19 protein-coding genes, 2 tRNA genes and 1 pseudogene are annotated in these 19,335 nt (G+C 72.8%); 3 read left to right on the top strand and 19 right to left on the bottom strand.

The features are described from left to right. The 9 genes and pseudogenes from VKV23_02055 to VKV23_02015 form a co-directional block, all read right to left on the bottom strand. Positions 1-306, bottom strand: a 306-nt coding sequence (locus VKV23_02055; GenBank protein ID HLI14821.1) for an LLM class flavin-dependent oxidoreductase, incomplete at its 3' end; no start/stop codon positions are given. Between the two features lie 22 nt (positions 307-328). After that, positions 329-1,552 carry an acyl-CoA dehydrogenase family protein gene (locus VKV23_02050; protein HLI14820.1) on the bottom strand — a complete coding sequence of 408 codons (1,224 nt, stop codon included), beginning with the start codon at positions 1,550-1,552 and terminating at the stop codon, positions 329-331. Position 1,553: 1 nt separating this feature from the next. After that, complete coding sequence (locus VKV23_02045) at positions 1,554-2,720, bottom strand: AMP-binding protein (GenBank protein HLI14819.1); 1,167 nt, start codon at positions 2,718-2,720, stop codon at positions 1,554-1,556. 41 nt (positions 2,721-2,761) lie between these two features. Beyond that, positions 2,762-3,142, bottom strand: a pseudogene (locus VKV23_02040) (AMP-binding protein). A 70-nt stretch (positions 3,143-3,212) separates the two neighbouring features. After that, entirely contained in the window at positions 3,213-4,325 is a 1,113-nt protein-coding gene (locus tag VKV23_02035) for an LLM class flavin-dependent oxidoreductase (protein ID HLI14818.1), read from the bottom strand. Positions 4,326-4,359: 34 nt separating this feature from the next. Further along, a complete protein-coding gene (locus VKV23_02030) occupies positions 4,360-5,211 on the bottom strand; it encodes an ABC transporter permease (GenBank protein HLI14817.1) in 852 nt (283 codons plus the stop codon). Further along, positions 5,198-6,022 (bottom strand): ABC transporter ATP-binding protein, encoded by an 825-nt coding sequence (locus tag VKV23_02025; GenBank protein ID HLI14816.1) that lies wholly within the window; start codon positions 6,020-6,022, stop codon positions 5,198-5,200. The genes VKV23_02030 and VKV23_02025 overlap by 14 nt, the downstream gene beginning before the upstream one ends. 46 nt (positions 6,023-6,068) lie before the next feature. Continuing rightward, positions 6,069-7,025, bottom strand: a complete 957-nt coding sequence (locus tag VKV23_02020) for an ABC transporter substrate-binding protein (protein ID HLI14815.1) — start codon at positions 7,023-7,025, stop codon at positions 6,069-6,071. A gap of 189 nt (positions 7,026-7,214) precedes the next feature. Then, positions 7,215-8,426: an MFS transporter gene (locus VKV23_02015; GenBank protein ID HLI14814.1), complete on the bottom strand. Its 1,212-nt coding sequence runs from the start codon at positions 8,424-8,426 to the stop codon at positions 7,215-7,217. A 97-nt stretch (positions 8,427-8,523) separates the two neighbouring features. On the opposite strand from VKV23_02015, the gene VKV23_02010 reads away from it, so the two are divergent. Together VKV23_02010 and VKV23_02005 are read left to right on the top strand one after the other, a co-directional pair. Then, a tRNA-Asn gene (locus VKV23_02010) sits at positions 8,524-8,596 on the top strand. Positions 8,597-8,635: 39 nt separating this feature from the next. Further along, positions 8,636-8,708: transfer RNA gene (locus tag VKV23_02005), tRNA-Ile, on the top strand. A 392-nt stretch (positions 8,709-9,100) separates the two neighbouring features. Here VKV23_02005 and VKV23_02000 read toward each other — a convergent pair. Together VKV23_02000 and VKV23_01995 are read right to left on the bottom strand one after the other, a co-directional pair. Then, positions 9,101-10,006: a sugar phosphate isomerase/epimerase gene (locus VKV23_02000; GenBank protein ID HLI14813.1), complete on the bottom strand. Its 906-nt coding sequence runs from the start codon at positions 10,004-10,006 to the stop codon at positions 9,101-9,103. Positions 10,007-10,031: 25 nt separating this feature from the next. Then, positions 10,032-10,784 (bottom strand): SDR family oxidoreductase, encoded by a 753-nt coding sequence (locus VKV23_01995; protein HLI14812.1) that lies wholly within the window; start codon positions 10,782-10,784, stop codon positions 10,032-10,034. 480 nt (positions 10,785-11,264) lie between these two features. On the opposite strand from VKV23_01995, the gene VKV23_01990 reads away from it, so the two are divergent. Next, positions 11,265-11,678 carry a PIN domain-containing protein gene (locus VKV23_01990; protein HLI14811.1) on the top strand — a complete coding sequence of 138 codons (414 nt, stop codon included), beginning with the start codon at positions 11,265-11,267 and terminating at the stop codon, positions 11,676-11,678. Between the two features lie 189 nt (positions 11,679-11,867). Here VKV23_01990 and VKV23_01985 read toward each other — a convergent pair whose 3' ends face one another. The 8 genes from VKV23_01985 to VKV23_01950 all read right to left on the bottom strand — a co-directional run bounded on the left by VKV23_01985 (position 11,868) and on the right by VKV23_01950 (position 19,313). Further along, positions 11,868-12,326, bottom strand: a complete 459-nt coding sequence (locus VKV23_01985) for a hypothetical protein (GenBank protein ID HLI14810.1) — start codon at positions 12,324-12,326, stop codon at positions 11,868-11,870. A gap of 159 nt (positions 12,327-12,485) precedes the next feature. Next, positions 12,486-13,418 (bottom strand): hypothetical protein, encoded by a 933-nt coding sequence (locus VKV23_01980; protein HLI14809.1) that lies wholly within the window; start codon positions 13,416-13,418, stop codon positions 12,486-12,488. 72 nt (positions 13,419-13,490) lie between these two features. Further along, on the bottom strand, positions 13,491-14,534 hold the full coding sequence (locus tag VKV23_01975; GenBank protein ID HLI14808.1) for a LacI family DNA-binding transcriptional regulator: 1,044 nt from the start codon (positions 14,532-14,534) through the stop codon (positions 13,491-13,493). A gap of 65 nt (positions 14,535-14,599) precedes the next feature. Next, the gene (locus tag VKV23_01970; GenBank protein ID HLI14807.1) at positions 14,600-15,727 is read right to left on the bottom strand and encodes a mandelate racemase/muconate lactonizing enzyme family protein; all 1,128 of its coding nucleotides are present in this window, start codon (positions 15,725-15,727) and stop codon (positions 14,600-14,602) included. 45 nt (positions 15,728-15,772) lie between these two features. Continuing rightward, positions 15,773-16,012: a biotin/lipoyl-containing protein gene (locus VKV23_01965; protein HLI14806.1), complete on the bottom strand. Its 240-nt coding sequence runs from the start codon at positions 16,010-16,012 to the stop codon at positions 15,773-15,775. Positions 16,013-16,021: 9 nt separating this feature from the next. After that, positions 16,022-17,029 (bottom strand): thiamine pyrophosphate-dependent dehydrogenase E1 component subunit alpha, encoded by a 1,008-nt coding sequence (locus tag VKV23_01960; protein HLI14805.1) that lies wholly within the window; start codon positions 17,027-17,029, stop codon positions 16,022-16,024. Next, positions 17,026-18,036, bottom strand: a complete 1,011-nt coding sequence (locus tag VKV23_01955) for a transketolase C-terminal domain-containing protein (protein ID HLI14804.1) — start codon at positions 18,034-18,036, stop codon at positions 17,026-17,028. Before VKV23_01955 ends, VKV23_01960 begins: the two co-directional genes overlap by 4 nt. Positions 18,037-18,080: 44 nt before the next feature. After that, positions 18,081-19,313: a CoA transferase gene (locus VKV23_01950; protein ID HLI14803.1), complete on the bottom strand. Its 1,233-nt coding sequence runs from the start codon at positions 19,311-19,313 to the stop codon at positions 18,081-18,083. Between the last annotated feature and the right edge of the window lie 22 nt (positions 19,314-19,335).

The raw sequence follows: 19,335 nt of genomic DNA, 5'->3' as shown, positions 1-19,335 counted from the left end.
GCCGCCGATCCCGCAGATGACGCGTCCGCCGGAGTACTCGCTCAGGCTCGCGAAGCCGCAGGCGGTCGCCTCGGGGTGCCGGGCGTAGGGGGTCGTGACGAGGCTCTCGACGACGATCGTCGAGGTCGCGGCGAGGCACGCGCCCATGGTCACGAGGCAGTCGTAGTAGTAGGGGAAGTCGGTCACCCCGAAGCGCTCGGCGCCGGCCTCCTCGGCGGCTGCCGCGAGTCCGGCGATCTCGCGCAGGGTGAGCGTGTTGCCCTTCGCCGGGAAGTCGCTCACGGTGATCCTCGGCAGGCGGCCCATCCGGTCCTCCTCGTCTCGTCCTTCAGCGATCGGTCGACGCGCCCTCGCCTCGACGGGCGAGCAGCGAGGCGACGAGCGCGCCTCGCAGCGAGCGGTCCGAGCCCGCAGCGGCCAGCACGGTCCGGCTCTGGTGCCAGCCGTCGAAGAGGCGCTCCTCGTTCCTGAGGCCGTCGCCGCCGAGGATCTCGGCCACGCGCTCGTGGACGCGGCTGCACATCGCCGGGGCGGCGAGGCGCACGGCCGCCATCTCGAAGGTCGCGTCGGCGCCGCTCTCGAGGCGCTCGGCGCAGTCGAGGGCCATCTGGCGAACGCCGTGCCAGTCGATCGCCGCGTCGGCGAGGAGCGCCTCGCTGTCCCGGCGCGCCACGGGCCGGTCGGCGAGCTCGCGAAGCGCGCGCTCGAGGGCGAAGCGTGCGAGGCCGACGAAGCGTCCCGCGGCGTGCATCGTCGCTGCGGGGGCGCCCGACGCGGCGAGGGTGGCGCCGCCGTGGAGCGCCCCGACGAGGTGCGAGCGAGGTACGCGGACATCCCGCAGCGCGAGCGTCACCTCCTCCCCGCCGACGCGTCCGAACAGGCGGCTCGCCGGGCCGACGGCGACGCCGCGCGCGGCGAGGGGCACGAGGAAGGCGCTCGTCGCCCTGGTGTCGGGCGGCCCGTCCCCGGTGCGCGCGTAGACGAGGGCGTAGTCCGCGTAGCCGCCCCGGCTGACCCAGCACTTCGTGCCGTTCAGCACGAAGTCGCCGTCGCGCTCGAGCGCTGTCGTCTCGGGTGCCCCCTCTGGCTCCGAGAGGGCGAAGCACAGCAGGGACCGGCCCGAGAGGATCTCGGGCCACACCGTCTCGCGTACCTCGTCGCTGAGCGCGCCGAGCGCCCCGCCGGGCCCGCTCGTGAAGTGGCCGACGGCGTCGTAGGGCAGGAGGCGATCCGGTCCGCAGCTCGCGTGGAGGTGCTCGAAGACGGCGAACTGGAGGCTCGCCGGCGCGCCGCGCCCGCCGAGCTCGGCGGGCACCGCGAGCTGGTAGAGGCCGGCGTCGGCGGCCGCCACGCGCACCTCGCGCCGCAGCGCGACCACCGCGGGGCTGAGCACGCCGCTCGGAGCGTACCGCCGCCTCGGATCCGCGAGGAGCTCGGCGTGGGCTGCCTCGAGGGGGGCCACGGTCGACGCGACGAAGGCGTCGAGCTCGGCGAGGACCTCGCTCGCCTCCCCGTCGGCGCGACGCGCCGACGTCGGGGAGGGCGCTCGCACCTCAGGACTCCGCCGCTGCGCTCGCGAGACCGAGGAGCTCGGCGGCCTTCTGGCGCAGCACGAACTTCTGGACCTTGCCGGTCACGGTCAGCGGGAACTCGTCGGTGAACAGCACGTAGCGGGGCACCTTGAAGTGGGCGATCCTGCCGGCGCACCAGGCGCGCACCTCCTGCTCGGTGAGCGCCGAGCCCGGCCTCGGACGCACCCAGGCGACGAGCTCCTCGCCGTAGAGGGGGTCGGGCACACCGACCACCTGGACGTCGAGGACGTCGGGGTGCCCGTAGAGGAACTCCTCGACCTCGCGGGGGTAGACGTTCTCGCCGCCGCGGATGACGAGGTCGGAGATGCGCCCGACGATGCTCACGTAGCCGTCCTCGTCCATCGTGGCGAGGTCGCCGGTGTGCAGCCAGCGCGCCGAGTCGATGACCTCGCGGGTGCGCTCGGGGTCGTCCCAGTAGCCGAGCATGACGCTGTAGCCGCGGGTCCACAGCTCGCCCACCTCCCCGCGCGCGACGGCGCGCCCGGTCGGGTCGACGATCTGCACCTCGACGTGGGGGTGCACCCGTCCGACCGTGCGGACCCGCCGGTCGAGGTCGTCCTCGGCGCAGGTCTGGGTCGACACCGGGGACGTCTCCGTCATCCCGTAGCAGATCGTCAGCTCGTGTAGGTGCATCAGGTCGATGACGCGCTGCATCACCTCGACGGGGCAGGGAGAGCCGGCCATGATCCCGGTGCGCAGCGACGACAGGTCGAAGCGCCCGAACTCGGGGTCGGCGAGCTCGGCGATGAACATCGTCGGCACGCCGTAGAGGGAGGTGCAGCGCTCTGCCTCGACCGCCTCGAGCACGGCGCGCGCGTCGAAGGTCGGGCACGGGACGACGATCGCCGCGCCGTGCGTCGTGCAGGCGAGGTTTCCAAGCACCATCCCGAAGCAGTGGTAGAAGGGGACGGGCAGGCAGACGCGGTCGCGCTCGCTGTAGCGGCAGCGCTCGCCGATGAAGAAGCCGTTGTTGAGCAGGTTGTGGTGCGAGAGCGTCGCGCCCTTCGGCAGGCCCGTCGTCCCGCTCGTGTACTGGATGTTGATCGGGTCGTCGAAGCCGAGCGACGCGCAGACCCGGCGCAGCTCGGCGCCGTCCGCTCCCCGCCCGCGGCCTGGACCTCCTCCCACTCACGCGAGGCGAGGTGGACGACGTGCTCGAGGGCAGGCAGGCGCGGGCGCACCTCGGCGACCATCGCGGCGTAGTCCGAGCTGCGGTACGAGCGCGCCGTGAAGAGCGCCCGGCACCCGGACTGGCGCAGCGCGTACTCGAGCTCGCGGGCGCGGTAGGCGGGGTTGAGGCTGACGAGGACGAGGCCGGCTCGGGCCGTCGCGTACTGGAGGAGCACCCACTCGGCACAGTTCGGGCTCCACACCCCGACCCGCTCGCCGGGTCGCAGGCCGAGCGACACGAGCCCGCCGGCGAGCGCGTCGACGTGGGCGTCGAGCTCGGCGTAGGTGTAGCGCACGCCCTGGTGGCACGAGACGAGCGCCTCGGCGTCGGGGAAGCGCCGCGCCGTCGCGGCGAGGTTGTCTCCGATCGTCTGTCCCATCAGCGGGACGTCGCACGCGCCGTGAGCGTACGATGGCCGCGCCAGCGCGCGACCGGTCACCGCGCGCGCCTCACGCCGGGCGCCGGAGGGAGCGGAGCTCGTCGAAGCTGCCGACGATCTCGATCATCTCCCGAAGGCGCGGGTAGGCCTCCTCGCCGGTGAGCGGCGGCAGCTTGAAGCGCAGGCCCGTCACGTCGGGCAGCGCCTCGGCGATCTCGAGGAGGCGCTCGCGACACTCGCCGGGGGCGCCCGCCACGGTGAACTGCGCGAGGACGCCGTCGTCGATGAGCGCGGCGACCCGGTCGGAGAGGCGCTCGCCGCTCCACATGTTCCACTCCGTCGAGATGGCCTCGATCGTCGAGCGCGGGACGTCGAACTCCTCGGGCGTCGCGACGGCTCGCCGCGAGATGAGCTCGCCCGACGGCTCGCGCCGCTCGGCGTTCGCCATCCACAGCACCCCGACCGCCGCGATGAGCTTCGCGGTCGACCGGGCGAAGTCCCGGTCCGCCGACACCGAGAGCGCAACGGTGAGGTCGATCTCGAAGCTCCTCGGCCCGCGTCCAGCCGCCTCGGCGGCGCGCAGCACGTGCTCGACGTCCGCGGCCATGTAGCGCCGGCCGAGGAAGGGCGTGGCGATGTGCACGATGTCGGCGAGCTCCGCGGCGAGCGCGAGCATCCGTCGCCCGCGTGCCGCGATGAGGATCGGGACCGGGTGCCCCGGGGAGAAGCTGAGCTCGCGCCCGCTCGAGCGGAGCACCTCGCCCTCGAGGGGGGGCTTGCCCCCCGCCCACATCGTCCGGCAGACGGTGACGAGGTCGCGCACCGCGGCTCTGGGCGACGGCCGGTCCCAGCCCCACGGGGCAACCCAGGTGTCGGCGGCGCCGCCACCCTTGCCGATGCCGAGGATCGCCCGCCCGCCCGACAGCTCCGCCATCGTCGCGAAGGCGCAGGCCGTGAGGTCCGGGGCGTGGCGGTACGGGGTCGTGACGAGGCTCTCCACCTCGAGCGTCGTCGTCGCCTCGAGGCAGGCGGTCATCAAGGTCGTGCAGTCCTGACGGAACGGGTAGTCGCTCACCCCGAAGCGGTGGACGCCGACGGCCTCGGCCACCCGGGCGAGCTCGACCATCTGGCGGGCGTTCGGGCCGAAGCCCTTGCCCGGGAAGTCGCTCACCGTGAGCTTCATCGTTCCTCCTTCGCGGGGTCGATCGACGCGGGCCTCAGGCTGCCGTCCAACGGTGCAGGACGAGGCGGGCGACCCAGTTGACGACGAGGAAGAAGAGCACCGCGAGGGCCGTCGCGAACCCGGCCGCGCCGAACAGCAGCGGGGTCTTGAGCTCCTGCTGGGTCGTGACGAGGAGGACACCGAGGCCGGGGCGTCCGCCGGTCTCGCCGATGAGGAACTCCCCGACGGTCGCCCCGACCACGGCGAGGCCTGCCGCGATGCGGAAGCCGGCGAAGGTCGCCGGCAGCGCCTGGGGGAACTTCAGCTTCCACAGCACGTGGAGGTGGGAGGCACGGTAGAGGCGGAAGAGCTCCGCGTGGTTGGGGTTCGTGTCCCGGAGACCACCGAGGGTGTTGGAGAGGATGGGGAAGAAGGTGACGAGGACGACGATCGCGATGATCGCCGGCCGGCCGTAGTGGAGCAGGAGGATGAGGATCGGGGCGACGGCGATGACGGGGACGGTCTGGAAGACGACGGCGACGGGGTAGAGCGCGTCGCCGACCAGCCGGGACAGGCTCATCGCGACGGCGAGCGCGATGCCGACGGCGCCGCCGGCGACGAAGCCCTCGGCCGACTCGATGAAGGTGTCCCACGTCGCCCGGAGCAGGAGGCCGATGTTCTCCTTCATTGCGGCCGCGACGGACGCCGGGTCCGGCAGGAGGTAGCCCTTGCCGGCGAAGGCGGTGAGGGCGACGGCATCCCACACGAGGAGGAAGACGCCGGCCACCGCGAGCGGCATGAGGACGCGCGCGACCCGGTAGGCGAAACGGCCGTGGCCACGCCGGCGAGGGTGCCGCGCCGGGGCGGCCGACGCCCTCGCCGCTGGCTCGAGGTCAGTAGCCACCATCGAGGCCGCCTCGTTCGCTCGCCGCTCCCGCAGGGGCGGCCGGCAGCGTCACTCCCCGCAGGAGGGCGACGACCTCCCGCTCGATGCGCACGAACTCCTCGGTGGTGCGCAGCCACGAGTCTCGCGGGAAGGGGAAGGGGACGCGAACCTCGCCGACGATGCGGCCGGGGCGCGCTGACATCACGAGGACGCGCTCGGCGAGGAAGGCGGCCTCGGAGATCGAGTGCGTGACGAAGAGGGCGGCGAAGCGCCGCCCGAGCCACAGTCTGCTGAGGTACTCGTTCAGCGCCGCCCGGTTGAGCTCGTCGATCGCGGAGAACGGCTCGTCGAGGTACATGATCGCGGCGTCGACGACGAGGGCTCGGGCGAGCGCGGCGCGCATCTTCATCCCGCCCGAGAGCTGGTGCGGGTAGTACCGGCTCCACGGCAGCAGCTGCACGAGCTCGAGCGTCTCGCGCACCCGCTGGCGTCGCTCGGCCTTCGCCACGCGCGTCAGCTCCAGGGGCACGAGGCAGTTGCGCTCGACCGTGCGCCAGGGCAGGAGCGCCGGCTCCTGGAAGACGAAGCTCGAGCGCCCGGCGTCGGCGACGACGCTGCCCGCGCTCGCCGGGAGTAGCCCGGCAGCCACGCGCAGCAGGGTCGACTTGCCGCAGCCGGACGGCCCGACGAGGGCGACGAACTCGCCCGGCTCGATCTCCAAGCTGACCGGGCCGAGCGCAGCGACCTCGCCGCCCGTCGGGGCAGGGAAGGAGACCTCGACGGACTCGAGGCGCAGCGCCGGCCCGGTCCCCACGCGCTCGTCGATGGTCACGGCGCGACGTGCGCTCTGCCGCCCGCTTCCCTCGCCGCGGCCGCGCTCACGACTTGGGCAGGAAGGCGTTGGTGAACGACGCCTTCCAGTCGCGGGCAACCGCCGGGGAGATCGCCTTGATCTGCAGCATCTGGTCGGCCGCCTGGTGCATGCGCGCCGGCGCGGAGTAGCCGACGGGGATCGTGCGGATGGCCTTCAGGACCCGATCTACGTAGACCATCTGCGCCGGCGACTCGGTGTCGCCGTAGGAGGGGAGGAGCCGGTTCGTCGGTGCCGGGTGCTTCCAGTAGGCGGTCCAGCCGGCGGTGACGGCCTTCACGACGGCCGCGACGACGTCGGGGTGCTTGCGGATCTCGTCACGCGTCGTGAAGAGGACGTCGTCGTAGAGGTTGAAGCCCGCCTTCGAGACGAGGAGCGTCCGGTTCGGCACGCCCTGGTGTGTCGCCACGTACGGCTCGTTCGTGATGAAGCACTGCTGGACCATGTTCGGGTTCGAGATGAACGGCGCGATCGTGTAGCTGTAGTTCACGACGTTGACGTTCGTGAGGTGGTAGTGGGCCTGGACCCACAGCCACCAGGGCGCGCCTGGGGTCACCGCGATGGTGTGGCCGTTCAGGTCGGCGAAGCTGTGGATGTTCTCGCTCGGGTGGAACATCACGCACACCGGCGAGTTGTACGGCGCGAAGACCTGGACCACGTTGATGCCCTGCGAGCGCGCCGTGAGCACGAAGCCGGAGTCCGTCAGGCTGAACGCCGCCTCGCCGGAGGCGACCTGCGGGATCGTGTCGAACACGCCCGGGCCCGCGGACTTGAGCGTCAGCTTGAGGTGGAAGCGCTTCGCCTCCTGGATCGCCGTGTAGAAGCCGCCGACCGCGGCTCCTGCCGTTCCGGGCATGAGGATCGTCGCCGAGAGCGTCTTCGCCCTCGCCGGTCTCGCGGCCAACGCCGAGGTCGGCGCTAGCCCGATCGTCGCCGCCAGCACGCCCGCTCCGACGGCCGCCATCCCCCAACGCGACCGATTGCGCATCGAGCCCCCCTTTGTGCAGCATCGAGTCCTCGCGCCCCGAAGCGAGGTGCACTTCGCCGGTCCCCAGCTCGCAGGCGTTGCGGATGCCAATACGACGTTCCAATTACCAATACTATGACGTCCGAGCAATCAAGGCAATGGGCGCCGCGCGGCGAACAGGCCCGGTCAGGCGGTGCGCGGGGGACGGTGGACGGCCAGCTCGGGCGCGAGCGCGCCGCGCTCGATGCGCCGGTCGCGCCCGGCGCCGAGACCGCTCAGCAGCTGGAGGAAGAGACCGACGAGGACGAGGACGAGGGGCACGTCCCACCCGCCCGTGAGCTCGTGGACCGCCCCGAGCAGCACGGGGCCGACGGCGGCGATGACGTAGCCGCCGCTCTGGGCCATGCTCGACAGCTGGGCAGCGGCCGCGGTGTCCGAGGTGCGAAGGACGATCAGGCTCAAGGCGACCGCGAAGGTGACCGCCTGCCCCACGCCGAGGAGCGACATCCACACGTAGGCGCCCGCCAGCGGCGCGCTGAGCAGGCCGACGACCGAGACGACGCAGCAGCCGACGCCGAGCGACGCGAGCAGGCGCTGCTCGCGCAGGCGCGCCGCGAGGACGGGCATGACGAACGACGCCGGCAGGCTCACCACCGAGGAGACCGACAGGAGGAAGCCCGCGGTCGACTGCGACGCTCCGTGCCGCTCGAAGTCGCTCGGCAGCCACGCGAGCAGCGAGTAGAAGACGAAGGACTGCAGGCCCATGAACGCTGTCACGTGCCAGGCGAGCCGCTGTCGCCAGATCCTGGGCGGCGCGACGGAGCCCTCCGGTGGCACCGCCGGCTGCGGGGTGCGCAGCCACAGGATCGCCGAGGCGGCGACGGGCACGGCCCACAGGGCGAGCGCCGTGGCCCAGCCGATCCCGAGGGCGTCCTTGAGCGGGACGGTGAGGCCGGCTCCGGCCGCGGCCCCTGCCGACATCCCCACGGAGTAGCAGCCCATCACGAGGCCGGTCCGGCGCGGGTGCTCCTGCTTGATGAAGGCCGGGAGGAGCACGTTCACGATCGCGATGGCGACGCCGGCGAGCAGCGTGCCGGCGAAGAGGGGCAGCGGGGACGCCAGGAGGCGCAGGGCGAGGGCGCCGGCCAGGAGTGCCAGCGCACCGAGGACGCTCGCGCGCATGCCGTAGCGGCGCGCCAGGCGCGGGGCGACGGGCGAGAAGAGTGCGAAGCAGATGATCGGCAGGGTCGTGAGCAGCCCAGCGACCGGGCTCGACAGGTGCAGGCGTGCCTGGATCGTCGTGACGAGCGGGGCGACCGAGGAGAGCGCGGGTCGCAGCTGGGCGGCGATGACGGCGATCGCGACGAACGGCACCAGCGCGGCCGTCCGACGTCCCATGCCCGCACCATACGCGCACCGAACCGGTGCCTCCGCGCTCGCCGCCGGCGGCGGCGCGAGCGCCCGATGGGCTAGCGTGATCGGCGCGCGGTCCACTTCCGGGGTAGCTCAACTGGCAGAGCGTGCGGCTGTTAACCGCAGGGTTGAGAGTTCGAGTCTCTCCCCCGGAGCTCCGATCCCCGAGCGTCGCCCGGCGTGCGCGCGTTTCTGGGGCCGTAGCTCAGTGGTCAGAGCAGGGGACTCATAATCCCTCGGTCGCAGGTTCGATCCCTGCCGGCCCCACGGGCGGCGCGCCGTCGGCTGCTCGCTCGCACCGGCGGGGCACCGAGGGCTTACCCTGCGAGGCCGGTCGCGGCCCCGGCCACGAGCACACGAGCGACCGAGCGCACGGCTGTCCGTGCTGGCCGGCTCGCACGCGGAGCCGGAGCACTCGTCGTGCCGGCCGCAGATCCTCAGGCGTGGACCGGACCGGCACGATGACCGCACGTCGTCGCGCGACGGCATCCGGCCGGACAGGGTCGACCGGCTCCCGTGGGGCCGGTCTCGCCCCGGCGGACCCTCGCTGCCAGCACGCGCGTGAGGTCGGGGTCGGGACCGTACGTTCGCGCCGTCCGCCGCTGCGACGCGGCGGCACGCGCTCGCTGCGCCGCGTGGTTGCGTCGGCGCGCCCCGCCTCAGGCCGGCGTGGCGGCCCCGCCTTCGGCCGCTCGCCCTCTCGGGACGATCCCGAGGGCCGAGCGCTTGGCCCGCAGGTAGGCCAGGCCTGAGGTCACGAACGCTTCCTCGCCGTAGCCGGGCAGCATGTTCGACGCCTCCACGAGCCAGGCCTCGCAGCGGCCCGCACCTGCGAGCGCACGAAGGACGCCGTCGAGGTCGAGATCGCCGGCCCCGAGCGGGACGCAGGGCCAGTAGCCGTCGGGTCTGCCGCGGGACTCAGCGAGGAGGCGTAGGTCTCGGAGATGCGCCATGACGGTCCAGTCCGCAGCCGCCCGAGCGGCCTGCGCCGGCTCGTCGCCGACGCGGGCCGCGTTGCCGACGTCGAGGCAGATGCCGAGGCGCTCGGACCCGATCGAGCGCACGAGGGCGACGAGCTCTGCGACACGCACGTCGGCGTGGTTCTCGATGGCGACGGTCACGCCGAGACGTCCAGCGGCGCGGGCGATCGTGGCGAGGGGCGCGCGCAGGCGCTCGAGGCGGGCCCGGCGAGCGGCGGGATCGGCGAGCCACGAGTGCTGGTCGCCGCAGACGACGCGGACGACGCCGCACCCCAGTTCGGCCGCGAACCGCATCGCGGCGAGGGCGCTCGCCAGCCGTTCGGGGCTCCGCCCGTCCTCGAGGCCGCGGCGGTGCCCCCAGGCGACGATGGCCTCGACGCCTCGGTCGGAGAGGACGCGGCGCAGGTGCCGGAGGGTCGCCGGACTCTCGTCGGGCAGATGCACCGTCTGGATCGACACGACTTCGACGTCGAGCGTGCCGACGTGCTCGAGCAGGTCGTCGAGGGTCCACCGCTCGCCGACTGGCGCCTCCCAGGCGTTCGTCTCTCCGAACCAGCGGTGGTAGGAGAAGCTGTCGAGGCCCACCCCGACGCTCCCGGACGCAGCGCCGCTAGCGGGCAAGGTAGCCGCCGTCGACGGGAAGGACGACGCCGTGGACGTAGTCGGCAAGACGCGAGGCGAGGAAGACGACCGGCCCGACGACGTCTGTCGGCTCGCCCCACCTGCCCGCGGGGATGCGGGCGAGCACCTGGCCGGCGCGCTCGGGGTCGTCCCAGATGTGGCGGTTGAGACCGGTGCGCACGTAGCCGGGAGCGACGGCGTTGACGTTCACGCCGGAAGCGGCCCACTCGATGGCGAGACTCTTGGTCAGCTGGGCCACGCCGCCCTTGCTCGCCGCGTAGGCGGCCACCCGCAGGCCGCCGAGAAAGGCGTACATCGAGGCGATGTGGATGATCTTCCCGCCGCCTCGGGGCTCCATCTCGGCGTAGGCGAGCTGGGAGAGGCGGAACACGGAGGTCAGGTTCGTCGCCATCGTCCGCTCGAAGTCCGCGAGGTCGGCGCTGGCCGAGTGCTGCGGCAGGACGTGGCCGTGCGCGGTGACGAGGATGTCGAGGCCCCCGAGCGCCTCGACAGCCCGGCGGAACCCGTCTTCGCACGCGGCCAGGTCGGCCAGGTCGGCCACGACGCCGACAGCCATCGGGCTCGGCGGGAGGCCGGCGGCGACGGCAACCACGCTCGGGTTCCGCCCGATGGCGGCGACCGCCGCGCCTTCGACGTGCAGGCCTGCGACGATCGCCGAGCCGATGCCGCCGGCACCGCCCGTGACGATGGCCCGCCTGCCCCGGAGCAGCCCGTCTGCCACGGCGCCTCCTCTCGGAATCGATTCCTCATCCTAAGCGGGCGAGTGGCTCGACTGCCAGGTCCGGAGCGCCCCGGTCCGACGCCGAGCCCGTGCCGTGCTCTCGGCGTGGCAGCGACCGCCCACACGGGGCGAGCGCGGCCTCGCCCAGCTCCCGCCGCTCCTCGCCCGGCGGGGGCGGCACCTCGCCGAGTGTCGTTGGTCCGTATCGCGAAGGCCGCTGGTGTAATACACTGAACCCGTGAGGAGCCTTCGACTCGACCCCGAACTCGACGACAAGGTTCGGCGGGCCGCGGCAGCGAGGGGTGAGTCCGTCTCGGAGTTCCTGCGCCGGGCTGCCGCGGAACGAGCCGAGACGACCCTCGTCGGCCGCCCAAGCGACCGCTTCGCGGACGTGGTCGGCGTGATCCATGGAGGTGGAGGCCGGGCTCGTCGGAGCGGTGCCGAGTTCGGCCGCTGCCTGGCAGCGGACCGGGCTCGCCAGTGACCCTCACCGACGCCGGTCCGCTCATCGCGATCATCGACGCCGACGAACCCGACCACGATGCGTGCAGGGCCGCGCTCGACCGGGTGGCCCTTCCGCTCGTTACGACCTGGCCAGCGTTCACCGAAGCGATGTACCTGCTCGCTCGCGCCGGTGGGATTCGCGCGCAACGGGCGCTCTGGCGTCTCGTGTCGACCAGCCGACTTATCGTCGCAGACCTCTCACGATCGGCTGTCGCCAGGACCGCGAGGCTGATGGACCAGTACGCGGATCTCCCGATGGACCTTGCGGATGCCACGCTGGTCGCACTGGCCGAAGAACGCGGGTTGAGACGCGTCTTCACCCTTGACGCCGACTTCCATGTCTACCGCTTCCGCGGCCGGCAGCGCTTCGAGACGATCCCAGCACCCTGACCAGGCGGTCGACAACTCGCGCCGAGGCCCTCCTCGCCGCGCCACGTGCACGCCCAGCTGTGCGATAGCGACTGCGGAGACCCAGCTGTCTCCGGCTCCGGGGAGGGCGTCAGGTCAGGCAGTCCACGAACCAGCCCGTTCGCGTCCTCGCGCGGCGGGCCAATCGTCACGGCCCTCACGGCCGAACCTCTACGCCTTCGTCGCTCCGAGGCACCGGTAGGCGAGGTCGTGGCTCCGGGTAGGCAAGGACGTCCCCCAGCCCTCTGCGAGCAGTGTCGACGAAGCTCGTCGCGTCGAACGCGCGTGGTGACGGCGCGTCGCCGACAGCATCTCGTGCCCGTCGGCCGCGAGCGGGCTCACGTTGGCCGTGCAGGTCGGAACCACGACGAGCGCGGCGCCGCGGTGCCTCACGGCTTGCATCGGCTGCGGCCGGCTCGACTCGAGGTCACGTGCCGCCTGGGCGAGCGAGTGGCCGCCTTCCCCGAAGCGCCGACGGATTGCCGTCATCGCATGGCGGGTCAGCGTGTGCTCGACGAGCTCGCTTCCCTCGGCGACGGTCGTCTCCTCGCAGTCTGCGTGTCCTGAGACGTAGCGACGCTCGCGCGACACGAGCCCGAGCGGCCACTCGGCCACCGGAAGGTCGCGCACGTGGACGACGCTTCGGCTGTGTCCCGCTGCCTCGCGAGCGCGCCGTGTCGAGCGCGGAGGTCGAGCAGACGACTGTGCGCACCACGCGCCGGCTCTTCGCAGGCACCGGCTGACGCCGTGCCCGCCCCGAGCGCCGCGCCTCGGCGGCGCTGGGCCGGCTCAGGCGGTGGAGTGCGCGGGCGGCAGGTCGGCCACGGTTCGCCACCCCGGCTCGGCTGCGACGAGGCGCTCGAGCGAGTTGGCGATGACGCTCGGCGCGCCGGCCTGCGGGTTGATGCCGGGTTCGACGGCGAGACGGAGCGGCGGCCCGTCCCCGGTGATCGAGATCTCGTCCCGGGTCCGCAAGCCGGCGCCCTCGGGGTCGACGTGGCCGAGGAAGAGGGCCTCGAACCACGGGCGGCCTCCGACGACGCCGACGTAGCGCTGGCGGAACCCGGCCGACTCGCCGGGCCGAACGATGAAACCGGCCAGGCGGTGCTCGGCCTCGGCCTCGATCGGCTCGATGTGGCGCTCGACCCGCTCGAGCTCGAGCCGGAGCGCGCGCGCGACGATCCGCATCGACTGGGGGAAGCCGATGTGGCCCGTGATTGTGCCGGCGGCGACGCCAGCGGCGAAGTCTGCCGGGCCGAAGCCGATGCCGAGCCGGCGCAGGATCGCCGTGCTGAAGCCGGAGAGATCGACGACCCGTTCGACCCTGATGGCGTCCACCGTCGCGACGACCCCGGAGGCCGTGAGCACGAGCGCGTCGAAGACGAAGCCCGGGTTCAGCCCGGCTCCGAGGATCGTGACCTTGCGCGCTCGCGCCAGCGTGTCGAGCTCGGAGGCGAGCTGCTCGTCGAAGTGCCAGGGGAAGGCCGCCTCCTCGGCGGTCGTGATCACGTTCGACCCTGCCTCGACGGCCTCCCGCAGGTCCTCGGCGATCTCCCCGAGGAACGACGTCGTGGCGATGAGGACGACGTCGGCCCCCGAGCGCAGTGCCACTTCCCGCTCGGCGCGGGAGAACGGCCCGAGGACGTCGTAGCCTCGGCGCCGGGCGAGGATGGCGGCGACCGCGCGCCCCACGCCGCCTGCGCCGTAGATGGACACCCGCATGCGCTCCCTCCTCGCTCGCTCGAGCCACCCGGCCGTGCGGAGGCCGCACCAGCACGGGCACCCCGGCGCGCGTCAGGTGCCGGCTCGCTTCGCTGGGCCGGTCGAGCCGCGTGGGATGAAGCGCGTCGGCAGCACCGTGACCATCGGCGGCGCGGTGGCGTCCGCGAGGCGCTTCACGAGGAGCTGAGCTGCGACCGTCCCCATCTCCTCGGCGTCGCGCTGGACGACGCTGATCGGCGGGTCCATGAGGGCGAGCAGGTCGACGTCGTCGCAGACGACGACGTCGACGTCGATCCCCTGGCGCAGCCTGCGCTCGTGCAGGGCGGTGAGCAGGCCGACGCCGAGCTGCGAGTCGCCCGCCACGATCGCCGTCGGCGGCGGCTTCGCGTCGAGCAGGCTGAGGGCAGCCTCGAGCGCGGCGCGGGGGCTGAACACCCCCACCTCGACGATGGCGCCGGCGGCGGGTGCGAGGCCCGCCTCCTCGTGGGCACGCAGGAACCCGCGGCGCCGTTCCCGCGACGCCCTGATGCGAGCGGAGTCCACGACGAGGCCGACGTGCCGGTGGCCGAGGCGGAGGAGGGAGGCGACCGCGTCGCGCACGCCCGCCGCGTGGTCGAAGACGACGGCGTCGAGGTCGAAGCCGGGCAGCTCTCGGTCGAGCAGGACCGCGGGGACACGCAGGCGCCGCAGGGCCGCGAGGGTGTCCGGGCTCGACTCGGACTGGAGCGAGAGGATGAGGCCGTCGACGCTGCGCTGCTCGAGCACGGTGATGTACTTGGCCTCGAGCGCCGGTTCTCGCAGCGAGTTCGTGAGGAGGATCGAGTAGCCATGGCTCTCGAGGGCCTGCTCGGCGCCCTTCACGATGCCGGCGAACAGCGGTATGGAGATGTCGCGAACGATGAAGCCGACGGTGCGCGAGACGCCGCGCCGCAGGCTCTGGGCGAGGAAGTTCGGCTGGTAGCCGAGACGCTCGGCCGCGGCGAGCACCCGCGCCCGCATCTCGGCGCTCACGTCGGGGTGGTCGTTGAGGGCACGCGACACCGAGGACGGCGCGACGCCGGCCAGCTCGGCGACCTGCTTGATCTTGATCGTCTGCGGGCGGTCGGGGCGCTCCACGGTCGGTCCGTTCCTGACGGCCCCGCGAGGGACCGAGCCTGCGGGCGAGATTCTACGTACCTGCCTCAGTCGAACCGGTACTTCTCGAGCACCGACTCCTTGACCTCGACCCCGAGGCCGGGCCTGCGAGGTACCGAGATCCACCCGTCGGTCTGGCTGAACGGCTCGTCGACCAGCTCGTGCTGCATCGGGTTCTCGATCGGCTTCAGCTCGAACAGCAGGCACCGCGGCGTCGAGGCGGAGAGCGCGAGGCTCGCCGCCGACACGACGGCGCTGCTCCAGGCGTGGGCGTTGAACCAGATGTCGGCGGCCTCGACGAGCTCGATCACCTTGAGCGAGCCCGTGATGCCCTCGGCGCGCCCGGGGTCGCAGCCGATGACGTCGGCCACGCCGCTCGAGATGACCTCGGCGAAGCCCCGGGCGTTCCACTCCCGCTCGCCGGTGCCGATCATGCACTTCACCTGCGAGCGGAGGCTCTGGAAGCCGGCGATATCGGTCGGCTCCATCGGCTCCTCGATCCAGTAGAGGCCGTACTCCTCGAAGGCGTTCGTCCGCCTGATCGCCTCGGCGCGCGTCCACACGAGCGACTGCCCGCGATCCATGATCAGCAGCGCGTCCGGACCGATCGCCTCCCGCAGGAGGCGCACGAACTCGACGTCGCGGGCGATCTCGTAGCCGAGGTGCGCCTTGCCGCGCTTGCCCATCCCGACCTTCACGCCTCGGTAGCCGTCGCTTCGGACGTAGCGGCCGTGCTTCTCCGCCTCGACCTCCAGGCTCTCGTCGAATGCGTGGGTGCTCGCGATCGCGGGCAGGCGCTCGCGGTAGGCGCCGCCGATCAGGTTGACGACCGGCTGGCCGAGGAGCTTGCCCTTCAGGTCCCACAGCGCGATGTCGATCGCGCTGATCGCGAAGGAGGCCGGCCCGCCCCGGTAGCCGTACCACCAGGAGCCCTCGTGGAGCCGGCGCCAGATGGCGACGTTCTCCATCGGGTCGGCGCCGACGATCGCCTCGCCCATCGCCTCGATGATGCGGGCGGTGGCCCGCGTCGAGTCAGGGAACTGGCTGATCGCCTCGCCCCAGCCGACCGTCCCGTCCTCCGCCTCGATGCGACAGAAGGTGAGGTAGCGGGTGTTGTTCGAATCGTTCGGCTCCGGGTAGCTCACGCTGTGCGGCGTGACTCGCTTGATCTTCATCGGGCAGCCTCCCTCTCGCTCGGGGTGCGCTCCGCCTCCCGCCCGTCAGGCCGTCTCGATCGTGCACAGCAGCGCCCCGACCTCGACCTCGTCGTCGGGGGCGACGGCCAGCTCGACCACCGTGCCGGCGACCGGCGAGGGGACCTCGGTCGTCACCTTGTCCGTCTCGACGGTGACGAGCGGCGCCCCCGCCTCCACCCGATCGCCGACAGCGCAGCGCCACTCCGTGACGAGCGCGCTCTGCATCGCGTCGCCGAGCTTGGGGAGCGTGACCTCGTAGCGCACCGTTTCCTCCTAGCTGCTCGCCGCGACCCGCTCGAGCATCTGCGCCGCCGTGGGACGCGGGCTGTCGAGGACGCGCGCGACCGTCTCCTCGACGAGGCGCCGTTGCTCGCCTTCGATCGCCTCGAGCTCCTCCGGCCGCACCGTCCCCTCCTCCACGAGCTTGCGCCCGAACAGGGTGATCGGGTCGCGCGCCCGCCACGCCTCGAGCTCGCCCGGCGGCCGGTAGGTCGCCTTGTCCGAGCGCGAGTGCCCCGAGTAGCGGTAGGTCTTCGCCTCGATGAGCGTCGGCCCCTCGCCGGCGCGGGCTCTCGCGATCGCCCTCGACACGGCGGCCTCCACCGCGTCGACGTCCTGGCCGTCGACGATCTCACCGGGGATCGCGTACGAGGCGGCGCGCGTCGCGATGTCCTGTACCGGCGTGGTCCGGTCGATCCGGGTGTACTCGCCGTACTGGTTGTTCTCGCAGACGAACACGACCGGCAGCTTCCAGATCGCCGCGAGGTTGAGCCCCTCGTGGAAGGCCCCGATGTTGGACGCGCCGTCGCCGAAGACGGAGATCGCGACGTTGTCCCGCCCGAGGACCTGCGCGCTGAGCGCCGCGCCCGCGCCGATCGGGATGCCCGCGCCGACGATCGCCATCGTCGGGAGCAGGCCGACCGACAGCTCGCTCAGGTGCATCGAGCCGCCGAGGCCGCCCATGCAGCCCACCTGGCGGTTGAGGATCTCGCCGAGCACCGCCTCGCGCGTCGCGCCGAGGGCCAGCGCCATCCCGTGACCCCGGTAGGTGCAGGCGACCACGTCGTCGGGACGGGCCACCGCGGCGATGCCGACGCAGACCGCCTCCTGGCCCTGCGCGGTGTGCGTCGTGCCGGCGATCATGCCCTGCGCGAACAGCTCCATGACCTTGTCCTCGACGAGGCGGATCTCGACCATCCGTTCGTAGCGGGCGCGCCGGCCGGACTGCAGCGCCTCCCGGCGCGCGAGCGGCTCCTTCGTCGACTCGTCGACCTGCGTCACAGCTCCTCCTCCCACCAGTGCCTCGGCGCCGTGCCCGTGCGGAGCAGCGAACGAACCTGGGCCGCGAGGTACTCGCTCGTCGGGACGAAGCGAGCCTCGAGCTCGGTGCCGTAGGGGACGTGCGTGTCCGGTGCGGTGACCCGCACCGGCGGCGCCGCGAGCTCCGCGTGGGCGACCGACGCCAGGTGCGCGACGATGTCGGTGCCCCACCCCCCGGTGTACTGGTTCTCCTCCACGGTGACGAGCCGGCGCGTCTTCGCGACCGAGGCTCGCAGGAGGTCCCGGTCCCAGGGCAGGAGCGTCCGCAGGTCGATGACCTCCGCCGAGAAGTCCTTCGAGGCCTCGGCCGCCTCGAGCGCGACGCCCACCGTCTGGCCGAGCGCCACGATCGTGACGTCAGAGCCCTCGCGTAGCACCTCCGCGCTGCCGAGGGGGACGACGGCGTCCTCGCCCGGCTCGAAGTCCTCCCGCCGGCCGTAGAGGGTGCGCGGCTCGAGGAGCACGACCGGGTCGTCGTGGCGGATGGCGGCCTTCGTGAGGCCGTAGGCGCTGCGCGCGCCGGAGGCGACCGCCAGCTTGAGGCCCGGTGTGCCGAGCAGCCAGCGCTCGAGCGTCTGGGAGTGCTGGCAGCCGAAGCCGAGCCCCGCGCCGGCCGAGGCTCGCACGGTGAGCGGGACGCTCACCTTCCCGCCCGACAGGAAGTGCATCATCGCGGCCTCGGTGACGACCTGGTCGAGGGCGACCCCGAGGAACTCGATGAACATGATCTCGACGACCGGGCGCAGCCCGGTCATCGCCGCTCCGACGGCCGCGCCGAGGAAGCCCATCTCCGAGATCGGCGTGTCGCGCACCCGCGTCGGGCCGAAGCGGCGCAGCAGGCCCTCCGAGGTCTTGAAGGGCCCCTCCGCCTCGGCCACGTCCTCGCCCAGCAGCACGACGCGCTCGTCGCGCGCCATCTCCTCGCCGAGGGCCAGGGCGATGGCCTGGTTCATCCGCAGCTTCGCCATGCTCGCTCCCGCATCGTCGACTTCTGCGACTTCTGCCTACCTCACTAGCTCGCCCGAGAGGCGCTGCGCCACTCCCGGCCGAACGCCCCCTCGCGCCCGAGGTCGGCGATGGCCGCCTCGTCGAGCCCGAGCAGCTCGCCGAGGACCTCCTCGGTGTGCTCGCCGAGGAAGGGGCCGCGCCGGCGCGCCGGCTCGAAGGGGCCGACGCGCGGCGCGCTAGCGAGCTGCCGGACGGTCCCGAGGCTCGGGTGCTCGGTCTCGACGACGAGCCCGCGCTCCGCGACGAGGGGGTCCGCGAGCGCGCCGGCGACGTCGTTGACCGGGCCGCAGGGGACGCCCGCAGCGCGCAGGGCGGCGAGGAGCTCCCCGGTGTGCCGCGCCGCGAAGAGACGGTCGAGCTCGGGGAGCAGGATCGACGCGTTCTCCCGGCGCGCCTCGAAGCTCGAGTAGCGCGCATCGTCGGCGAGCTCCGGCCGGCCGAGCACGTGGACCAGGCGCTGCCAGAACTTCTCCTTCGCGCAGGCGACGACGATCCAGCCATCCGCGGTGCGGAAGTTCTGGAAGGGGATGAGCGACGGGTGGGCCGAGCGCGTCGTGCGCGTCGGCGAGAAGCCGCGGCTCAGGTGCCAGGCCCCCGGGTAGGTGAGCATCGCGATGGCGGTGTCGAAGAGGGCGACGTCGCAGTCCGCGCCCTTACCGGTGCGGCGGGCGGCGTGGAGCGCGCTGACGAGGGAGAGCGCGGCGACGAGGCCGGTCGAGTAGTCGACGAGGGACAGCCCGGTCTTCTCGGGTGGGTCGTCGGGCTCGCCGGTGAGCGACATCCACCCGGCGCGCCCCTGGATCACGTAGTCGTAGCCCGGCTCGCGCTGCTCGCTGCCCTCGATGCCGTAGGAGCTGAGGAAGCAGCACACGACGCGCTCGTTCAGGTGGCGCAGGTCCTCGTAGCGCAGCCGCAGCTTGGCGGGCACGTCACCGCGCAGGTTGGCGAAGACGGCGTCGCAGCGCTCGACGAGCCGCTCGAACAGCGCGCGCCCCGCGTCGCTCGAGAGGTCGAGCGCGATCGAGCGCTTGCCACGGTTGAACGACTCGAAGAAGACGCTCGCGTCGTCGGTGGCGTAGGGGGGGACCCGCCGGCCGACGTCCCCGCCGGTCGCCGGGTCCTCGACCTTGATCACGTCGGCGCCGAGGTCGACGAGCTGCAGGGTGGCGAAGGGCCCCGCGCCGTACTGCTCGAGGGCGAGGATCCGGACGCCCTCGAGCGGCCGGGGAGCGCTCATGCGTGCCGCCCGGCGGTGCCGG

This window comes from Acidimicrobiales bacterium, from assembly GCA_035294085.1.
Taxonomy (GTDB): domain Bacteria; phylum Actinomycetota; class Acidimicrobiia; order Acidimicrobiales; family Bog-793; genus DATGLP01.
Note: the sequence above shows the minus strand (reverse complement) of the source record. Positions and strands in the feature narration are given on the sequence as shown.

Excerpts from the sequence above, each read along its gene's own strand:
- VKV23_02035 (HLI14818.1), bottom strand. The coding sequence starts at position 4,325 with ATGAAGCTCACGGTGAGCGACTTCCCGGGCAAGGGCTTCGGCCCGAAC.
- VKV23_02030 (HLI14817.1), bottom strand. The coding sequence starts at position 5,211 with ATGGTGGCTACTGACCTCGAGCCAGCGGCGAGGGCGTCGGCCGCCCCG.
- VKV23_02020 (HLI14815.1), bottom strand. The coding sequence starts at position 7,025 with ATGGCGGCCGTCGGAGCGGGCGTGCTGGCGGCGACGATCGGGCTAGCG.
- VKV23_02015 (HLI14814.1), bottom strand. The coding sequence starts at position 8,426 with ATGGGACGTCGGACGGCCGCGCTGGTGCCGTTCGTCGCGATCGCCGTC.
- VKV23_01980 (HLI14809.1), bottom strand. The coding sequence starts at position 13,418 with ATGCGGGTGTCCATCTACGGCGCAGGCGGCGTGGGGCGCGCGGTCGCC.
- VKV23_01970 (HLI14807.1), bottom strand. The coding sequence starts at position 15,727 with ATGAAGATCAAGCGAGTCACGCCGCACAGCGTGAGCTACCCGGAGCCG.
- VKV23_01955 (HLI14804.1), bottom strand. The coding sequence starts at position 18,036 with ATGGCGAAGCTGCGGATGAACCAGGCCATCGCCCTGGCCCTCGGCGAG.
- VKV23_01950 (HLI14803.1), bottom strand. The coding sequence starts at position 19,313 with ATGAGCGCTCCCCGGCCGCTCGAGGGCGTCCGGATCCTCGCCCTCGAG.